19 protein-coding genes are annotated in these 17,069 nt (G+C 43.2%); 1 reads left to right on the top strand and 18 read right to left on the bottom strand.

The window, feature by feature from the left end; translation table 11 throughout:
- Positions 1–45: 45 nt before the first annotated feature.
- The 14 genes from AC3EBE_RS00515 to rimP form a co-directional block, all read right to left on the bottom strand.
- Positions 46–291 carry a YlmC/YmxH family sporulation protein gene (locus AC3EBE_RS00515; protein WP_488593079.1) on the bottom strand — a complete coding sequence of 82 codons (246 nt, stop codon included), beginning with the start codon at positions 289–291 and terminating at the stop codon, positions 46–48.
- Positions 292–443: 152 nt separating this feature from the next.
- Entirely contained in the window at positions 444–1,673 is a 1,230-nt protein-coding gene (locus tag AC3EBE_RS00520; RefSeq protein ID WP_488593080.1) for a M16 family metallopeptidase, read from the bottom strand.
- An 85-nt stretch (positions 1,674–1,758) separates the two neighbouring features.
- Positions 1,759–2,721, bottom strand: coding sequence for a polysaccharide deacetylase family protein (locus tag AC3EBE_RS00525; protein WP_488593081.1), 963 nt, complete (start codon positions 2,719–2,721; stop codon positions 1,759–1,761).
- 504 nt (positions 2,722–3,225) lie between these two features.
- The gene (gene pnp / locus AC3EBE_RS00530; RefSeq protein WP_488593082.1) at positions 3,226–5,340 is read right to left on the bottom strand and encodes a polyribonucleotide nucleotidyltransferase; all 2,115 of its coding nucleotides are present in this window, start codon (positions 5,338–5,340) and stop codon (positions 3,226–3,228) included.
- 324 nt (positions 5,341–5,664) lie between these two features.
- A complete protein-coding gene (gene rpsO / locus AC3EBE_RS00535; protein ID WP_488593083.1) occupies positions 5,665–5,934 on the bottom strand; it encodes a 30S ribosomal protein S15 in 270 nt (89 codons plus the stop codon).
- A gap of 124 nt (positions 5,935–6,058) precedes the next feature.
- A complete protein-coding gene (gene ribF / locus AC3EBE_RS00540; protein ID WP_488593084.1) occupies positions 6,059–7,012 on the bottom strand; it encodes a bifunctional riboflavin kinase/FAD synthetase in 954 nt (317 codons plus the stop codon).
- A gap of 140 nt (positions 7,013–7,152) precedes the next feature.
- Positions 7,153–8,070 carry a tRNA pseudouridine(55) synthase TruB gene (gene truB, locus AC3EBE_RS00545; protein ID WP_488593085.1) on the bottom strand — a complete coding sequence of 306 codons (918 nt, stop codon included), beginning with the start codon at positions 8,068–8,070 and terminating at the stop codon, positions 7,153–7,155.
- Between the two features lie 555 nt (positions 8,071–8,625).
- Positions 8,626–9,003: a 30S ribosome-binding factor RbfA gene (gene rbfA, locus AC3EBE_RS00550; RefSeq protein WP_488593086.1), complete on the bottom strand. Its 378-nt coding sequence runs from the start codon at positions 9,001–9,003 to the stop codon at positions 8,626–8,628.
- Positions 9,004–9,021: 18 nt separating this feature from the next.
- Complete coding sequence (locus tag AC3EBE_RS00555) at positions 9,022–9,303, bottom strand: DUF503 domain-containing protein (protein WP_488593087.1); 282 nt, start codon at positions 9,301–9,303, stop codon at positions 9,022–9,024.
- Positions 9,303–11,618 carry a translation initiation factor IF-2 gene (gene infB / locus AC3EBE_RS00560; protein ID WP_488593088.1) on the bottom strand — a complete coding sequence of 772 codons (2,316 nt, stop codon included), beginning with the start codon at positions 11,616–11,618 and terminating at the stop codon, positions 9,303–9,305. The genes AC3EBE_RS00555 and infB overlap by 1 nt, the downstream gene beginning before the upstream one ends.
- Positions 11,619–11,637: 19 nt before the next feature.
- A complete protein-coding gene (locus AC3EBE_RS00565; RefSeq protein WP_488593089.1) occupies positions 11,638–11,940 on the bottom strand; it encodes a YlxQ family RNA-binding protein in 303 nt (100 codons plus the stop codon).
- Positions 11,940–12,221: an RNase P modulator RnpM gene (gene rnpM / locus AC3EBE_RS00570; protein WP_488593172.1), complete on the bottom strand. Its 282-nt coding sequence runs from the start codon at positions 12,219–12,221 to the stop codon at positions 11,940–11,942. The genes AC3EBE_RS00565 and rnpM overlap by 1 nt, the downstream gene beginning before the upstream one ends.
- Before the next feature lie 16 nt (positions 12,222–12,237).
- Positions 12,238–13,347: a transcription termination factor NusA gene (nusA, locus tag AC3EBE_RS00575; RefSeq protein WP_488593090.1), complete on the bottom strand. Its 1,110-nt coding sequence runs from the start codon at positions 13,345–13,347 to the stop codon at positions 12,238–12,240.
- Between the two features lie 71 nt (positions 13,348–13,418).
- Positions 13,419–13,889: a ribosome maturation factor RimP gene (gene rimP, locus AC3EBE_RS00580; RefSeq protein WP_488593091.1), complete on the bottom strand. Its 471-nt coding sequence runs from the start codon at positions 13,887–13,889 to the stop codon at positions 13,419–13,421.
- Positions 13,890–14,166: 277 nt separating this feature from the next.
- Here rimP and AC3EBE_RS00585 point away from each other — a divergent pair, with 277 nt between their 5' ends.
- On the top strand, positions 14,167–14,391 hold the full coding sequence (locus AC3EBE_RS00585) for a hypothetical protein (protein WP_488593092.1): 225 nt from the start codon (positions 14,167–14,169) through the stop codon (positions 14,389–14,391).
- A 186-nt stretch (positions 14,392–14,577) separates the two neighbouring features.
- Here AC3EBE_RS00585 and tpx read toward each other — a convergent pair whose 3' ends face one another.
- The 4 genes from tpx to AC3EBE_RS00605 all read right to left on the bottom strand — a co-directional run bounded on the left by tpx (position 14,578) and on the right by AC3EBE_RS00605 (position 16,997).
- Positions 14,578–15,078: a thiol peroxidase gene (gene tpx, locus AC3EBE_RS00590; RefSeq protein ID WP_488593093.1), complete on the bottom strand. Its 501-nt coding sequence runs from the start codon at positions 15,076–15,078 to the stop codon at positions 14,578–14,580.
- 157 nt (positions 15,079–15,235) lie between these two features.
- On the bottom strand, positions 15,236–15,736 hold the full coding sequence (gene ytfJ, locus AC3EBE_RS00595) for a GerW family sporulation protein (protein WP_488593094.1): 501 nt from the start codon (positions 15,734–15,736) through the stop codon (positions 15,236–15,238).
- 17 nt (positions 15,737–15,753) lie between these two features.
- Positions 15,754–16,449, bottom strand: coding sequence for a DUF2953 domain-containing protein (locus tag AC3EBE_RS00600; RefSeq protein ID WP_488593095.1), 696 nt, complete (start codon positions 16,447–16,449; stop codon positions 15,754–15,756).
- A 74-nt stretch (positions 16,450–16,523) separates the two neighbouring features.
- The gene (locus AC3EBE_RS00605; protein ID WP_488593173.1) at positions 16,524–16,997 is read right to left on the bottom strand and encodes an RDD family protein; all 474 of its coding nucleotides are present in this window, start codon (positions 16,995–16,997) and stop codon (positions 16,524–16,526) included.
- Positions 16,998–17,069 lie beyond the last annotated feature (72 nt).

Consider the following 17,069-nt stretch of genomic DNA (forward strand, 5'->3'; position numbering starts at 1 on the left):
GAATTTCAGGCGCAAAAAAATAAGCCGGCTAAAAACAGCCCGCTTTCATTCTTCTTCATCTGGGATATCGATAATGATCATGTCTGCCCCAATTTTTTTAATATGGCGCCAGGGTACCCTGACTTCCCCTCCATGCTTGCGAAGACCGAACCATTTTACCGATGGTATGATCAAGGCTTCAATCTGCCCAGTCCGTTCATTGATTTCCAAATCAGTCTGCCCCAGGATTCCAAGTCTTTCCGCCCGTTTGACATCAACGATTTCCTTCCCGCCTAGTTCACTTAGCTTCATTGCACCCTCCCTCAACTTTGTCCTTACTATATATGTATAGGTATCAACCGGATTTTAGAATACATGAACAAATAAAATCCATTCCCTGATTCTTGCAGCATGGACCAAAAACAGCAGCTCAATAAATGAGCTGCTGCTTGAGGATGTTTATATTATTTAGGCAATTCGCCATCAGGACTGATCAGTGCTACTGAATAATTGTCGGTAAAGATGGTATTCGCCATCCGATCCACACTATCCTTAGTAACCTCATCAATTTGTTCGACGATTTCGTCAAGGGACCGATGTCTGCCGAGAAGGAGTTCATTCTTACCGTTCCTGCTCATTAGGCTATTAGTGCTTTCAAGGCTGAGCATCAAACTGCCCTTTAACTGTTCCTTGCTATTGTTAAGCTCTTTATCAGTAATGCCATCGGCCCGCAGTGTTGAAAGTGTTTCCTGTATTGTATCATAAAGTACGTCCAGCTGCTTGGCTCCCGTTCCACCATAAATCGTGACAATCCCGCTGTCCAGGTATGCAGAATGGTAAGAAAAAACGGAATAAGCAAGGCCGCGCTGTTCACGTACATCCTGGAACAGGCGTGAGCTCATGCTTCCCCCAAGAATATTATTCAGCACAATAAGACTGTAAACATCCTTATGCCCAATCTGAAGCCCTTCGTAACCGAGGCATAAATGTGCCTGTTCTGTCTCTTTTTTGCGCGAGACCCGGTTTGCGTGGAACTGCGGCTTCACATGCTGGATCTTATCCTTGCTTGCCTCATAGGAGCCAAAGAACTCTTCTGCATTTTTTATAAATGTTTCTGGAACATTCCCTGCAATCGAAATGACAACATTTTCAGGAGTGTAGGTTTCATGCATATACTGATTCAATTTATCGCCGGTGAAAGTCTGTAGCGTTTCTTCTGTTCCTAGAATCGGATAGCCCAGTGCATGGTCATTGTAAATCGCCTTGCTAAGCAAATCATGAACGATATCGTCAGGCGTATCTTCGTACATCTTGATTTCTTCATTGACCACATTCTTTTCTTTATTTAACTCATCGGAATCAAAAGTAGAATTAAAGAACATGTCTGATAATACTTCCAAAGCAAATTGCGCATGGTTATCAAGAACCTTTGCATAATAGCAAGTATATTCTTTTGATGTGAACGCATTAACCTGACCGCCGATGCTGTCAAAGGATTCCGCGATCTCCCTTGCAGACCTGGTTTTGGTTCCTTTAAAAAACATATGTTCAAGGAAATGAGATATACCGTTATTATCAGGATTTTCATTGCGAGATCCTGTACCAATCCAGACACCAATAGCAACTGAACGGACTGTCGGAATTTGCTCTAGTACGATTCTTACACCATTTTGGCATGTATATTTCTTTATCAATTATATTCCTCCTCTGGAACCTGCTGCTAAAAATACTGCATTTTATAAGTATAGTCCATTTAACTTACTTTTTCCAAATACAATGCTATTCTTTCATATTTTTTGATATTACCCTATTTTCATTCAATAAATCTGACACTGTCCCAATTTGGAGGTCTTTTCCCTTGATTTGAAGTATCAATTGTTCAAGTGATTGTGCAGTGGATTCTGTAGGGTGCATCAAAATCAATGCTCCATTATGGACTTTCCCCATCACCCTGTTGATTAGTGTCTCAGGTGTTGGCTTTTGCCAATCGATTGTATCCACACTCCACATTACGGTACCAAGCTGCTGGGCTGCGGCAATCTGGACAACTTCATCTTTGTATGAACCGCTTGGCGGCGCAAACCATTTTGCCTGCACTCCAGTAACAGCCTCTATGACCTCGTTTGTTTTTCTTATTTCTTCATTTATTTTCGGTCCAGACAGCTGCTTCATATCTGGATGCGTAAATGAATGGTTCCCGATTTCATGTCCTGCTTCTGCAATCATTTTAGCCAGCCCCGGATTATTCTTTACCCAGCGCCCTTCCAAAAAGAAACTTGCCGAGATATTATGTTTTTTCAATGTGGCCAGCATTCCTGAGAGATATTCATTCCCCCAGGCTACATTGATGATAAAGCTTACCATCGGTTTATCGGGATTTCCTTTGTATATAGCTGTTGGCGGCAGGTCACTTAGGTGGACTTTGGGTGGCGTCTGTGTGAAAACAAGTTTATCCGCATCAAACTTGCCTTCCTTTTTCATTTTCATATAGGATCGCTTTGCGTCCACCTTCAGGCCATTATAACCAGGAATCGCTTTCCACACCGGATCTATTTTTGCATCAGCTGGCGGAACCTCATATTCCTTAGACTTTTCCTCTATTTCTTTGATCAGTGTGTTTTCATGTCCTGAAACTGGGACGGCCTCCGTTTTCAGACTGGTCACATATATACTGGAATATGGATTATCGACTGCTATCCATGCACCAATGATCAATAAAGAAATAAACGCAAGCTTTTTCATATTCATGCCCCCTCTTTATAAAGCGATTCCGTTTAGATAAACCTCCAACCTGTCATTTAGTCTAGGCTTTATGAAACCAAGTCTGTTGATTTTCGTTCCAGGCGCTTCGCTTTCCTCTGAAAAATTATGAAAAAGCCCAAATGCCGGCTTTTTCAAGAGCAAATGTTTCTTAGGGCGTGCGGTGAGCCTCCTCGTCGCTTCGCTTCTGCGGGGTAAAATGGCCCCTTCTTTTCGGGCCATTTCTACCGTGGTCTCACCTGCCCGCTAAATCCCGAAGGAGTCTACGCGGCGCCTTCCACTACAATCAACAGCGTTGAAAACCAACATTCAGCTTTAACAGAGCCTCACTTTAAAATGTTTTCAGTCTGCGGAATGCAAAGTAAAATTAATCATGGGAATATGCTCTATCTTAAAGATATGAAAAGAAAGGACAAGGTAGAACGCAAGTGCAATTCTAGATATAGAAAAAGGCCAGGGTTTCCCCCGGCCATTCATCGATGTTGGTTATTCTTTTTCTGCCTTTTCACGCTGTTCCTTTAATACAGCCTTGCGTGAAAGATTCACTCTGCCCTGCTTATCGATTTCAGTTACCTTAACAAGGAGTTCATCTCCCAGTTTCAGGACATCCTCTACTTTTCCTACTCGCTCTTCAGCAAGTTCAGAAATGTGAACAAGTCCATCTTTTCCTGGGAAGATTTCAACGAAAGCACCGAACTTTTCAATGCGGCGAACCTTACCAAGATACATTTCTCCGACTTCTACTTCGCGGACGATATCTTCAATAATTTTCTTAGCCTTTTGAATCATTTCTTCATCTACAGACCCGATAAATACCGTACCATCTTGTTCGATGTCAATTTTTACGCCAGTTTCTTCAATGATCTTATTGATCTGTTTTCCGCTTGGTCCAATAACATCACGGATTTTATCAGGCTTAATCCACATTGAAATGATTTTAGGCGCATATTTTGAAAGCTGTTCGCGTGGTTCTTTGATAGTTGCAAGCATAGACTCAAGGATTTGCATCCGGCCAATTTTTGCCTGCTGCAGTGCTTCTTCAAGAATCTGGCGGGATAAGCCTTCAATCTTAATATCCATCTGCAGGGCCGTAACACCATTTGAAGTACCTGCTACTTTGAAGTCCATATCACCCAAATGGTCTTCCATTCCTTGGATATCAGTCAAGATTGAATAATGGTCTCCTGATTTAATAAGACCCATTGCAATACCTGCAACTGGTGCCTTAATTGGCACACCAGCATCCATCAATGCTAATGTACTTGCACAAATACTTGCCTGTGAAGTAGAACCGTTTGATTCCAATACTTCTGAAACCAGGCGGACAGTATAAGGGAAATCTTTTTCATTTGGAATAACAGGCTCAAGAGCCCTTTCACCTAAAGCTCCGTGGCCGATTTCACGGCGGCCTGGTCCACGAATTGGCCCAGTTTCACCAACAGAGAATAGCGGAAAGTTATAATGGTGCATAAAACGTTTTTCTTCTTCGATTCCAAGACCATCAAGGATTTGCACATCCCCCATGGCTCCAAGCGTACAAATGCTCAAAGCTTGAGTCTGTCCTCTTGTAAACAATCCTGAACCGTGAGTTCTAGGAAGTAATCCCACTTCGGATGAAAGCGGGCGGATTTCCTCTAATTTACGTCCGTCTGGACGGACTTTATCTTCAGTGATCAAACGGCGGACTTCGCCTTTGACGATTTTATCAAGGATTTGTTTAACCATTTTCAGCTGGTCTGCGTCGACTTCCTGCTCTTCATAACGAGCGACAACCGCATTTTTCACTTCTTTGATTGCGTCTTCACGTGCATGCTTCTCTTGTACCTGGATGGCAGACAGCATATCTTGTTCACAAATTCCGCGAACTTCAGCTTCAAGTTCTTTATCGATTTCATAAAGAGTGATTTCTCTCTTCTCTTGACCAACCTGAGCTACAATTTCCTGCTGGAATGCAATTAAACGCTTAATTTCATCATGACCAAACATGATTGCTTCAAGTATGACTTCTTCTGGGACTTCGTTAGCATCAGCTTCAACCATATTGATGGCATCCATTGTACCAGCGACAACTAAGTGCATATCGCTTTTTTCTGTTTCTTCAACAGTAGGATTAATGATAAAATTCCCATCAACTCTGCCAACTGTAACACCTGCAATTGGCCCTTCAAAAGGAATGTCAGAAACACATAAAGCCAAAGATGAACCGAACATTGCCGCCATTTCTGAAGAGCAATCCTGATCAACGCTCATGACAATGCTTATTACTTGTACATCATTACGGAAACCATCCGCAAATAAAGGACGGATTGGGCGGTCGATCAAACGGCTGGCCAAAATCGCCTTTTCACTTGGACGGCCCTCGCGCTTAATAAATCCTCCCGGAATTTTACCTACAGCATACAGTCTTTCTTCATAGTTAACTGTAAGCGGGAAAAAATCCAGGTTTTTCGGTTCCTTAGACGCTGTTGCTGTGCTTAAAACTGCTGTATCTCCATAACGGACCAGCACTGCACCATTTGCTTGCTTTGCCAGCTGTCCGATTTCGACTGTAAGCTTGCGCCCAGCCCAATCAAAGGAAAAGCTTTGTTTTTCTTGTTCCATGCTTTTTATGCCCCTCTCTACCATTGAATCCATCCAGGCTTAAACCTGGGAAATATTTAAAACAGCACCATGCTTGTCTAATACCTTATACCTTTAAAGTGAAGAATAAAAACACTGAACAATACCGTATTTACCCAGGCATTGTGCTTATCCAGCAAATTCATAAGAATCTCTATTATGTTATAAATGCATCATAAGCGGTGAAGAGTTTTTTGCTTTTCTTTATAGTATGTTCAAAAATGATCCGCTTAATATCATGTGTCCAATATGTATCTTCATTTTTTTTGCCTAACAAAAAAGCGGGAAGAATCCCGCTTTGACAGACTATCTACGTAGACCAAGCTTGTTGATTAAATCGCGGTAACGAGAAACGTCCTTGTTACGAAGGTAAGTCAAAAGGTTACGACGCTTACCTACCATTTTCAAAAGACCGCGACGTGAGTGGTGGTCCTTCTTGTGAACGCGTAAGTGATCGTTCAATGTGTTGATTTCTGCAGTAAGGACAGCGATTTGAACTTCTGGAGATCCAGTATCACTCTCGTGAGTCTTGAATTCGTTGATAAGTTCATTTTTACGTGCTTTTGTGATTGCCATCCGTGTTCACCTCCATTTTTATAATCCCCTGTTACCGAGCAAGCGTCGGTGACTCGACTTGCCAAGCAAAGGTTCTTTTTTGATACGTTAATAAGAATACATCTTTTTACGACAAAAAGCAAGTCTAACCCTGTTTTTTTTCAAAGTGTTCAAGTGCAGCCAGCTTATCTTTTTCAATTTGTGAAACTAGGTGTTCAATGCCTTCAAATTTCCGTTCGCTCCGCAAACGGACATGCCATTCCACCTGTGCCGATTCCCCATAAATTTCCTGGTTGAAATCGAAAATATGGACTTCTACAGATGGCTTATCCTTTTTATCCTTATTGAAGGTTGGTTTATAGCCGACATTGCAAACCCCTTCATGCCATACTTCGCCAATCTGGATCCTCACAGCATAAACACCCGTAGGCGGAAGGATGTATTGGTCGTCCATCTGGACATTGGCAGTTGGAAAGCCTATTGTACGTCCCCGTTTGTCGCCATGTACAACCACGCCTTTTGTTGAATAAAAACGTCCCAGAAGCTCGGGCATAGATTCAACCCTGCCATCCCTAAGCAGGGTACGTATCAATGTTGAGCTGATTTTTTCCTCATTGGGTGTAGCCAGCTTTGAAACGACAGTGAATTCAAACTGGTTTCTCGAGTGGAACTGAATCGTTTCCATCGTTCCTTTGCCCATTTTCCCGTAGCTATAATCGAATCCAGCGACTACATGGCGCACATTAAGCCCAATAATATATTGATCGATAAACTCCTGCGGCAGCAGGCTTGAGAACTCGAGCGAAAAGTGTACAACAAATAAATAATCGACTCCAAGGCTTTCAATTACTTCAGTCTTTTTATCCAGGGGAGTTATGTACTCTATATGCTGCACGCTTTTCCCCAAAACAACAGACGGATGGGGATCGAAGGTCATAACGGCACTTTTATGCCCCATTATGTCAGCAACCCTCTTCGCTTCCTTTATCACTTGCTGATGGCCCAGATGGACTCCGTCAAAATATCCTAATGCCATTACCATGGCAGGAAAATCATGCTTATCAAATTCATGAGGATGGTTTAGCTTAATCAATTCCACGATTTTACTCACCTTTTCTGACCCAGCTGCTCTTTGACAATGGCTGTTTCGTGAATACTGCATTATTTATTACAGTTGGCTAGGGCTAAACCCAAAATATAACCAACCGGATATAGGATCAGCATGTATACGAAAAAACCTTATTGCTCATTTCTTAAAACTTTATCAGGCTTCATCAACCCAAATTTCGTGGGATGCTTCCTGTAAATTGCGAGCGCCATTCCGTCTTCAGTTTCTACTATGATTGGCCCTTCGATTTCCTTTAATTCTTGAGGAATTTCGAGCAGAGCCCCGTTTTTCACTTTCTCTGCTACTGTATCATTTATGCGATATTTCGGCAAATAAGAAATACCAGCTTCCAAAGGGTGCAAAGCAGTATGGATTGTGCCCTCACCGGCCATATGTTCTAGCTGTTCAAAGGTAAAGCAATCATCTAAGGTAAATGCAGCCGACTGGATCCGGACAAGCGATGACATATGTGCCGGATATCCCAGTTTTGCCCCTATATCAACGGCCAAAGTCCTTATGTAAGTTCCCTTGCTGCAGGATACCCGGAATTTAAAGCTAACGGTCTCCCCCGCAAACACCTCCCGGTCATCAAGAAGCTCGATCGAGTAGATGTTCACCTTTCTTGTTGGCCGTTCTACTTCGATACCTTGTCTCGCATATTCATATAATTTTTTCCCATTCACCTTGACTGCGGAATACATCGGGGGTGTCTGCTCAATCTCTCCTGTAAGTGATTGCAGGACCTGTTCTATTTCAAGTCTTGTGATTGTCCGGTCAACTGTTTTTTCTTCAATCTTTTCGCCTGAGGCATCCTCTGTTGTAGTTGTATACCCGAGTGTAACTTCTCCTTCATATGCCTTTCCTGCATCAGTTATATACTCGGCAATTTTAGTCGCCTTTCCAACACAGATTGGCAGGACACCAGTCACATCAGGATCCAATGTACCCGTGTGTCCGACCTTTTTGGTTTTTAAAAGCTTTCGAAGCTTGAAAACACAATCGTGCGAAGTCATACCCGCCGGTTTAAATAGAGGCAGAATACCTTCCATGGTCCATCCTCCTTTTTATAAAAACATCATCATATACTTTTCTATCCGTTTTTTACTTTTTCCTTGTCCGGGTTCGCTTTTTGAGGGACCCAGGCGATCAATAATATAAAAAGGCTCTTTTCTAATACTTTGTTGCTTTTCTATATGCTTTTGAAATCTCCTTCTAAATGGTTTTTTAAAGAAGGCTTTGCAATAAAAAGCTGTTGATTTCCATTCCAGGCGCTTCGCTATCCTCTGAAAAATTATGAAAAAGCCCAATTGCCGGCTTTTTCAAGGGCAAATTTTTCTTGGGTTGTGCGGTGAGCATCCTCTTCGCTTTGCTCCTGCGGGGTAAAATGGCCCCTTCATTCCGGGCCATTTCTACCTAGGTCTCACCTGCACCGCTTCATCCCGAAGGAGTCTGCGCGCCTGGAACGAAGAGCAACAGGATCTTCATTCAACATTGTTGTAAGCAACAATCTTTGCGAAACAGCCTATAAAAAAATGTTCAGGAGCCTATGTATTCAAAAAAAAGGATAGACAAGGTGTCTATCCATCTCTTCAAATCATTGATTATTATTCCTTGCCTTCCTTTTCTTCATCATCAACCGGCTCTTCACGCTGCAGTTCATGAATCAAGGAGTTGATTCGATTTCCATATGCCATTGTTTCGTCAAACTCGAAAAATAGCTCAGGTGTTTTTCTCAGGCGAATTCTCTGTCCGATTTCTGTTCTGATGAATCCTTTTGCCTTCGCCAGACCCTTTAAGGTATTCTCTCTTTGTTCTTCATCGCCAAGAACGGAGATATACACCTTTGCCTGCTGAAGGTCCCCTGTCACCTGTACATCTGTGACTGTCACGAAGCCAATGCGCGGATCCTTTATTTTTCGGCTGATAATATCGCCTAATTCTTTCTTCATTTGTTCCCCAACACGATTTACTCTATGACCCATTTCGATCACCTCATTCTATTAAAGCCATTCTATCTCGGTGATGGTACGTTCGATCTCCGGAAAAGAGTCAATAAGCTTTATTGCGTTCTGCAGCTCCCTTTCTGTTGAAACCTTCGAGGAAGAGACAGCGGCAATCGCTATCGTTGTCCGCTGCCATACATCCTGATGGTCCACTTCCGAAACTGAGACATTGAACTTCTGCTTCAGCCTGACAGTAATACGCTGCAGGACCGCTCTCTTTTCTTTTAGAGAATGAGCATCATAAATGATGCATTCACAGGCTGCTAAGCCTACTACCATTAACGTTCCACTTCTTCCATGATATATGCTTCAACAATGTCGCCTTCTTTGACATCATTGAAGTTTTTAATGGTAATACCGCATTCATATCCAGCAGAAACTTCCTTGGCATCATCCTTGAATCGTTTTAACGCGTCAATCTGTCCTTCAAAGATAACTACGCCGTCACGAATCAATCGCACACCACTATCGCGGGTAATTTTGCCATCAGTAATATATGAACCGGCAATTGTACCAATTTTTGATACCTTGAAGGTCTGACGCACTTCTGCCTGGCCAATAACCTTTTCGGCGTATACCGGATCAAGCATACCCTTCATGGCTGATTCAATTTCTTCGATAACCTTGTAGATTATGCGGTGCAGGCGGATATCAACCTTTTCTGAGTCCGCGGCACGTTTCGCATTATTATCAGGACGTACATTAAATCCAATAACGATACCATTTGAAGCTGCTGCAAGTGTGATATCAGACTCATTGATCGCACCAACACCAGTGTGAATGATTCTTACATTGACGCCTTCAACATCCAGTTTCTGCAATGCAGCAGCAAGTGCTTCAACTGAACCTTGTACGTCGGCTTTAATGATTAGATTTAAATCTTTCATTTCCCCTTGTTTCATATGTTCAAACAAAGTATCAAGGCTTACGCGGGCTTTTTCGCTTCTTTGCGCCTGTACTGCTTGTGATGAACGGATTTCACCAACTTGGCGAGCAGTCTTTTCATCCTCAAAGACAACGAAACGATCTCCTGCCTGCGGCACCTCATTTAATCCTGTAATTTCAACTGGAGTCGATGGACCCGCTTCTTTTACTCTGCGGCCAACATCGTTTACCATTGCCCTTACACGACCAAACGTGTTACCAACTACAATTGGGTCACCAATTTTAAGTGTACCATTCTGAACAAGCAATGTTGCTACAGATCCACGGCCTTTATCCAGCTGTGCTTCAATAACTGTACCGACTGCATTTCTGTTTGGATTTGCTTTGTATTCTTCAACTTCACCAACAAGAAGGATCATTTCAAGCAAGCTATCGATACCTTCGCCTGTAAGAGCAGAAATTGGAACAAAAATTGTTTCTCCGCCCCATGCCTCTGGAACTAATCCATGCTCTGTCAGCTCCTGCATAACACGGTCAGGATTAGCAGTTGGTTTGTCCATTTTATTTACCGCAACAATGATCGGTACCTCGGCAGCTTTAGCATGGTTCAATGCCTCAACCGTTTGTGGTTTAACACCATCGTCTGCTGCAACAACCAGGATTGTAATATCAGTGATTGCTGCTCCGCGCGCACGCATTGTGGTGAACGCTGCGTGGCCTGGGGTATCAAGGAAGGTAATTTTTTTGCCGTTCTCTTCTACCTGATAAGCACCGATATGCTGTGTGATTCCGCCAGCTTCCCCTGCAGTGACCTTAGTGTTCCTGATGGAGTCAAGAAGGGTTGTTTTACCATGGTCAACGTGGCCCATGATCGTCACAACTGATGGTCTTTCCACTAAAGTTGCTGCTTCATCTTCAGTGAAGTAAACTTCAAGATCAGTTGCATCAACTTTGATCTCTTCTTCAACCTCTACTCCATAATCAGTTGCAATCAATTCAATTGCATCTTTATCAAGATCCTGATTAATCGTTGCCATTACACCAAGCATGAACAACTTTTTGATGATTTCAGATGGCTCCCGATACAGCTTTTTAGCAAGCTCTGCAACTGTTAAAGACTCAGTAAAAGTAATTTTTGCCGGCAGCTCTTTTACTTTCTTTACTTGAGGCTGTGCAGCTTGATGGTTTTGTTTGCCTCTGTTTTGGTTTTGCTGGTTTCTATTCTTGTTGTTGTTTGGCTTGTTTTTATTGTTTTTATTAAAAGGCTGGGAGTTTGCTGGCTTCTTAGCCGCCGGCCCACTTTTTACCTTTTCCGGAGTTGTTGCACGGCGCTCATCATCAGAAAAAGCACTTGCAGTTGTTTTAAGCTGTGCCTTAGGCTGTGCTTGATTATTTCTTTGCTGATTCTGGCCTTGGCTGCGAGTTTGGTTTTGGTGCTGTCCCTGGCTGCGGTTTTGCCCCTGGGATTGTTTTGGAGCTTGACCTTGCCCCTGTGCTCCCTGTTGCTTGCTTTGCTGTTGAGGCTTTGCCTGTACTGGTTGTTTTTCTTCTTTTTTATTATAAATGGCGTCTAATCTCCTCACGGTTTCATCTTCCATGGCAGTCATATGGTTTGAAACCTCTACATTCATTTCTTTTAATTTTATAATCACGTCTTTACTCGATAAATTATGCTTCTTTGCATATTCGTAAACGCGTGTTTTACTCATATTTTCACCCCCGCTAGAATTAATCGAGCAACGTCAACATTTTTTTTGCAAAACCCTCGTCCAACAGGGCCACTACAACACGGGCATCCTTCCCAATCGCCTGTCCAAGCAGATACCTGTCCGGAACGACCTTTAATGGTACATGATAGGAATTGCACTTGTCGGTAATCTTCTTTGTCGTGTTTGCGGATGCATCCGCTGAAAGCAAAATGAGCTTCGCCTTACCGCTTCTAATTTCTTTAACGGAAAGCTCTTCCCCTGAAATAATTTTCCGTGCTCGATTGGCTAAGCCAAGCAATGACATCCATTGATTCGAGTTCATCAGGATAGTCTGTTCTCCTTTTCGATGAGATCGTTGAGCTCATCATATATTGCATCGTCCACTTGAGTTTCAAGCTGCTTGGACAATATATTTCGTTTCTTTGCAAGCTGTACTGCTTCTTTATCCTTTGATAGGTATGCTCCGCGTCCTGATTTCTTGCCTGTCAGGTCTATGGATACTTCTCCCTCTTTAGAGCGAACGATGCGAACGAGTTCTTTTTTCGGCCTCATTTCACCGGTTGCGACACATTTTCGCATAGGAACTTTCTTTTTGCTGTTCACCATCATTCACCTCTCATTAATCCATATCTTCATCTTCGAAATCATCATCTGCAGATAACAATGGTTCATTGTCTCGTGGATAGATTCCAGACTCACGCGCATCTGTTTCCGGCTTGATATCGATTTTCCACCCAGTCAGCTTCGCAGCAAGGCGGGCATTCTGTCCACGCTTACCAATCGCAAGAGAAAGCTGGTAATCAGGCACAATGACAGTTGTTGCTTTTTCTTCTTCATTCACAATAACATCAAGAACCTTTGAAGGACTCAATGCATTGGCTACAAAAACAACAGGATCCTCTGACCATTTTACTATATCGATTTTTTCGCCTTTCAGCTCGTTGACCACAGCCTGTACGCGAGTTCCTCTTGGGCCAACGCAAGAACCGACTGGATCTACTTCAGGATTATCTGAATGAACGGAGATTTTTGAACGGTCTCCAGCTTCACGAGCCACAGATTTGATTTCGACGGTGCCATCATAGATTTCAGGAACTTCAATCTCAAATAGTCTCTTTAACAGTCCCGGGTGGGTTCTGGAAACGAAGATTTGCGGACCTTTAGTAGTTTTTTCAACCTTGGTGATGAAAACCTTGATGCGGTCATGAGGTTTGTAATGTTCGTTCGGCATCTGCTCATTAGCTGGCAGGATTGCTTCAATTTTACCCAGGCTAACATAAATGAACTTCGGATCCTGGCGCTGGACGATCCCGGTCATGATATCTTCTTCGCGATCAATGAATTCGGAATAGATAATACCTCTTTCAGCTTCACGCACACGCTGTGTAACGACCTGTTTAGCTGTCTGGGCAGCAATACGGCCGAAATCCTTAGGTGTTACTTCAAGCTCAACTACATCTTCAACCTGGTAGTTTGGATTAAGTCCTTGCGCCTCTTCTATAGAGATTTCCAAGCGTGGATCGAACACTTCGTCAACCACTTCTTTCCTTGCAAAGACACGCATGGAACCATTCCCTAAATTAAGGTCGATCCTTACGTTCTGCGCCTGGTTGAAGTTTCGGCGATACGCGGAGATAAGCGCTGCTTCAATCGCTTCAATCAGGACATCCCTGGAAATGCCTTTTTCTTTTTCGAGTACTGTAAGAGCATCCAACAATTCACTGCTCATGAGATTTGAATCCCCCTTTTTTACTTCCCAATATTCATTTATAAATAAACTTCAGATTGTTGCTGGCCAGATTATGAAAAAGTAACTGCAAGCCTTGCGCTTGCAATCTTGTTAACAGGAAGTTCCACCGTTTTCTTGCGGGTCTTGATTTTGACCTCCACAGTAACGGTTTCTCCATTGTAGTCGGTCAGCATTCCCTCAAACGTTTTTTCACCGTCAATAGGCTCATACGTCTTAATGAATACATTTTTCCCGACTGCCCGTTGATAATCCTTTTCCTTTTTAAGCGGGCGTTCTGCACCAGGAGAGGAGACTTCTAAAAAGTAGTTATGCGGGATTGGATCAAGGGCATCCAGTTTTTCGCTTAAGCGCTCACTGACTAAGCCGCATTCTTCTATATCGATTCCGTTGTCTTTATCAATGTAAATGCGCAGGAACCAGTTCTTTCCTTCTTTCACATATTCGATGTCAACTAATTCAAGTCCATTTTCAGTTAAGATGGGAGTTACCAGCTCTTCCACTACCTCGGTAACCTTGCTCATAAAATCCCTCCTTTGACATAACAGCGTTTACCATTCATTAGCATCATTACTTAAAAGAATCTCTTCCAAAAAAGTGCGTAACAACACGAAAGAGTGGGTTTCCCCACTCTCATCTGCCAGAGTTATCCTTAGTATTTCCAATAAAAATATAACATAACCAGTAATTTATTGCAAATAAAGTAAAGGTATTAGCCTTGACCAGCGCTGGCCGACTATAAACGCCACGTCCTGTGGCAACGTCGGCACTAGAACATCGTGTCCGTCGGAGGGCCAGACATTGAAGTCGTACTTTGACTTCATTGAATGTACCGAAAACGAAAAGTATAGCCGACTGCCCAGAAACGCAGAAACTGGAGACTCCACAAAGAAGCGCTTTTTGCTTCTGCCGGCGGAGTTGAAGTTTCGGAGTTTCCAGGAGGCGAAACTAGACAATAAGAAAAGCGGAGGCGACTGCTTAACTCCGAAAAGCGCTGGAGGGCCTGCCAGTGAAGTCGCTCTTTGACTTCAATGGCAGGACCGAAGCGTCTCGAGGAGTTAGGAGCCGCAGCTAGACAAGCGTTTCGAGGGGCTAGGCGCTGGAGCTGGATTAAGACAACTAATATAGTTATCCACATCAAAATCATTTTATAACTTCCTAAACAATGATAAAAACAAGCCGCAGTTTCCTGCGGCTTGTCTTGGAAGGCTCTTATCTTGCTTGCTTTGCAGCTTCTACTGCTGCTTCATAATCAGGGTGGTCTGTCGCTTCGCTGACATACTCAACATATGTCACTTTGTCGCTGGAATCAACAACAAATACTGCACGTGCAAGTAAGCGAAGTTCCTTGATTGCAACTCCGTATGCTTCTCCGAATGAAAGCTCACGGTGATCAGAAAGCGTCTGGACATTCTCGATTCCAGCTGCTCCGCACCAGCGCTTCTGAGCGAATGGAAGGTCCACGCTGACTGTCAAAATTTTGACATTATCAAGATTGGAAGCTTCCTCATTGAAACGGCGTGTCTGTGCATCACAAACACCTGTATCAAGTGAAGGCACTACGCTGATCAATCTAACCTGCCCCTTAGAATCCTGAAGTGTCACTTCAGATAAATCGTTTGCAAGTACTTTGAAATCAGGAGCCTGATCCCCTACTTTCACTTCATTTCCTAGCAATGTAACTGGGTTCCCCTTAAATGTAATAGATGCCATACCTGCCATCCTCCTTGTCCATTTTATGTACAGTGTTAATATATCTTTTAAAGCCAATTTTTGCAATTATTTTACGATATGGTTTGTGCCTTCAGAATCAATTTAACCGTAAATGGCATAGTAAAGCTGCCTCTCCATGCGAAAAGGCAGCTGCATGTTATAGATCAAGATCAGTTTTAGGTCCATCATAGTCGGATCTGTTGCCCTGGCCGCCATTCTGGTTTCCGTTCTGTTTGTCCTGATCCTTCTTTGCCATCATTTGCTGGATCTTATCAACTGCTTGAGGGGCAAGATCCAGGATCTTTTCATACAAATGAGTGCTTTCGTCAAGATGCAGCATCTTCACGCCATGTGAGCTGACAATCAGGAAGGCAATAGGTGTAATGGATACACCGCCACCGCTGCCTCCGCCAAAGGGATGCTGTGAACCGCCGGACTGCCCTCCGGAACCGCCTGATCCGCCAGATCCGCCTTTCGCGCTGTCCAATACAAATTCGCTTCCACCGGCAGCAAAGCCGAAGCCTACCTTCGAAACGGTCAGGATTACACTTCCATCCGGTGTTTCTACAGGGTCTCCAATGATTGTGTTCACATCAATCATTTCTTTTAAACTTTCCATGGCAGTCGTCATTAGTCCTTGAATTGGATGGTCGGACATTCCTGTTTCCTCCTTGTTTAAACGGTATTAGTTTTATCACCTGAAAGGGCGTTCAATGGCCTTGTTTTAAATTCAGGCCATCCGCCTTTCCAATATTTAACCATCTTTATACCTGCTAAAATAGCATGCCCGACTCTCACCTGAAACATACATTTAAAGCTAGTTATCGAGACAGCATATTGAAAGCTAGGTGTGATAGACATAATCGGCATTTCTCTAAGTTTCATATAGCTGCTGATGATTCCAATGATTCCGCCCTTCACAGCCCAGAAAGCGCCCGTTAGCACCCCTGTGGCAGCAGCATCTCCCACACCAACCATAGTGTGCCATTCAATATTGCGGACGGTGACCTTGGCAAGGAAGCTGCGAACGATTTTGTGAAAGCCGGCAATATGCGCAAGCAAATGCCTAAAATCACTCAGACTGGTGAGCAAATCATTTTTATCCACCTGGGATGTTTTCTCCTTGGTCTCATTTTCACCCGGTCCGGACTGAATCTTCTCCTCTGCAATCAGCGTCGGGGAGTTATCATCAATCTTAATAACCGGGATTTCAACTTTATATTTCAAAAGTCCGCCCCAAGCCTTAAAAGTCACCTTCAAATGATCATTATCATTGCCGTGGAAATAATCTAAAAAAATCTTCACTTTTGTAATAAGAATAATGATTACCAGCAAGATGAAAAGCAGTATGGCAAGCAGCACCCATTTCATCGTCTCCACAACCTTTCAGCTTATTAGTATCAACCATTGCAAAAAAAATAAACCTGCCTGGGCAGGTTTAAATATCAGCGTGGTTCATATATAACAGACGTATCGGCAAAAAGGTCATGCAAACCCTGTTTCTTGTTTGTAAAAGCAACAACGATATACAGGATCATGACGGTGGCTGAAATGAAGCGGCCAATCCACTCCCGAAAAATGACGGTCCCCCATGATAAGCGCTTACCGTCAAGCTCAACGACCTTCAGGCCAAACACCATCTTGCCGAGAGTCTGGCCATAGAACTTGGTCATCAGAACAAAATAAAGGTAAAACACAATGGCAGTCGCAATAGACATCGGCGCGAACATTTCATTTTCAGCAAGCGGCACATCAAGCGCCCTGAATACCGGATTCAAAATCATCCTGTTCACACTGCCGATCACAATCAAATCCAGCAGGTATGCCCAAAGACGCATCCAAAAACCTGCGTACAGACCTTCATATGGAGAGATCACCTTTGTCTCTTTTGAAGGTTCATAGTGGCGGTTCTCATCGATTCTTGCTTTATGCTCAACTGCCTGGGGGTCCTCAGTTCTTATAGCATCAGCTTTTGTGTACGGATCAGTTTG

The sequence above is a fragment of the Mesobacillus sp. genome (genome assembly GCF_057785455.1).

Excerpts from the sequence above, each read along its gene's own strand:
- infB (WP_488593088.1), bottom strand. The coding sequence starts at position 11,618 with ATGAGTAAAACACGCGTTTACGAATATGCAAAGAAGCATAATTTATCG.
- truB (WP_488593085.1), bottom strand. The coding sequence starts at position 8,070 with ATGGAAGGTATTCTGCCTCTATTTAAACCGGCGGGTATGACTTCGCAC.
- AC3EBE_RS00565 (WP_488593089.1), bottom strand. The coding sequence starts at position 11,940 with ATGAACTCGAATCAATGGATGTCATTGCTTGGCTTAGCCAATCGAGCA.
- ytfJ (WP_488593094.1), bottom strand. The coding sequence starts at position 15,736 with ATGTCCGACCATCCAATTCAAGGACTAATGACGACTGCCATGGAAAGT.
- AC3EBE_RS00555 (WP_488593087.1), bottom strand. The coding sequence starts at position 9,303 with ATGGTAGTAGGCTTAGCAGCCTGTGAATGCATCATTTATGATGCTCAT.
- pnp (WP_488593082.1), bottom strand. The coding sequence starts at position 5,340 with ATGGAACAAGAAAAACAAAGCTTTTCCTTTGATTGGGCTGGGCGCAAG.
- nusA (WP_488593090.1), bottom strand. The coding sequence starts at position 13,347 with ATGAGCAGTGAATTGTTGGATGCTCTTACAGTACTCGAAAAAGAAAAA.
- rbfA (WP_488593086.1), bottom strand. The coding sequence starts at position 9,003 with ATGGGTCATAGAGTAAATCGTGTTGGGGAACAAATGAAGAAAGAATTA.
- AC3EBE_RS00515 (WP_488593079.1), bottom strand. The coding sequence starts at position 291 with ATGAAGCTAAGTGAACTAGGCGGGAAGGAAATCGTTGATGTCAAACGG.
- AC3EBE_RS00525 (WP_488593081.1), bottom strand. The coding sequence starts at position 2,721 with ATGAAAAAGCTTGCGTTTATTTCTTTATTGATCATTGGTGCATGGATA.
- AC3EBE_RS00600 (WP_488593095.1), bottom strand. The coding sequence starts at position 16,449 with ATGAAATGGGTGCTGCTTGCCATACTGCTTTTCATCTTGCTGGTAATC.
- rimP (WP_488593091.1), bottom strand. The coding sequence starts at position 13,889 with ATGAGCAAGGTTACCGAGGTAGTGGAAGAGCTGGTAACTCCCATCTTA.
- rpsO (WP_488593083.1), bottom strand. The coding sequence starts at position 5,934 with ATGGCAATCACAAAAGCACGTAAAAATGAACTTATCAACGAATTCAAG.
- tpx (WP_488593093.1), bottom strand. The coding sequence starts at position 15,078 with ATGGCATCTATTACATTTAAGGGGAACCCAGTTACATTGCTAGGAAAT.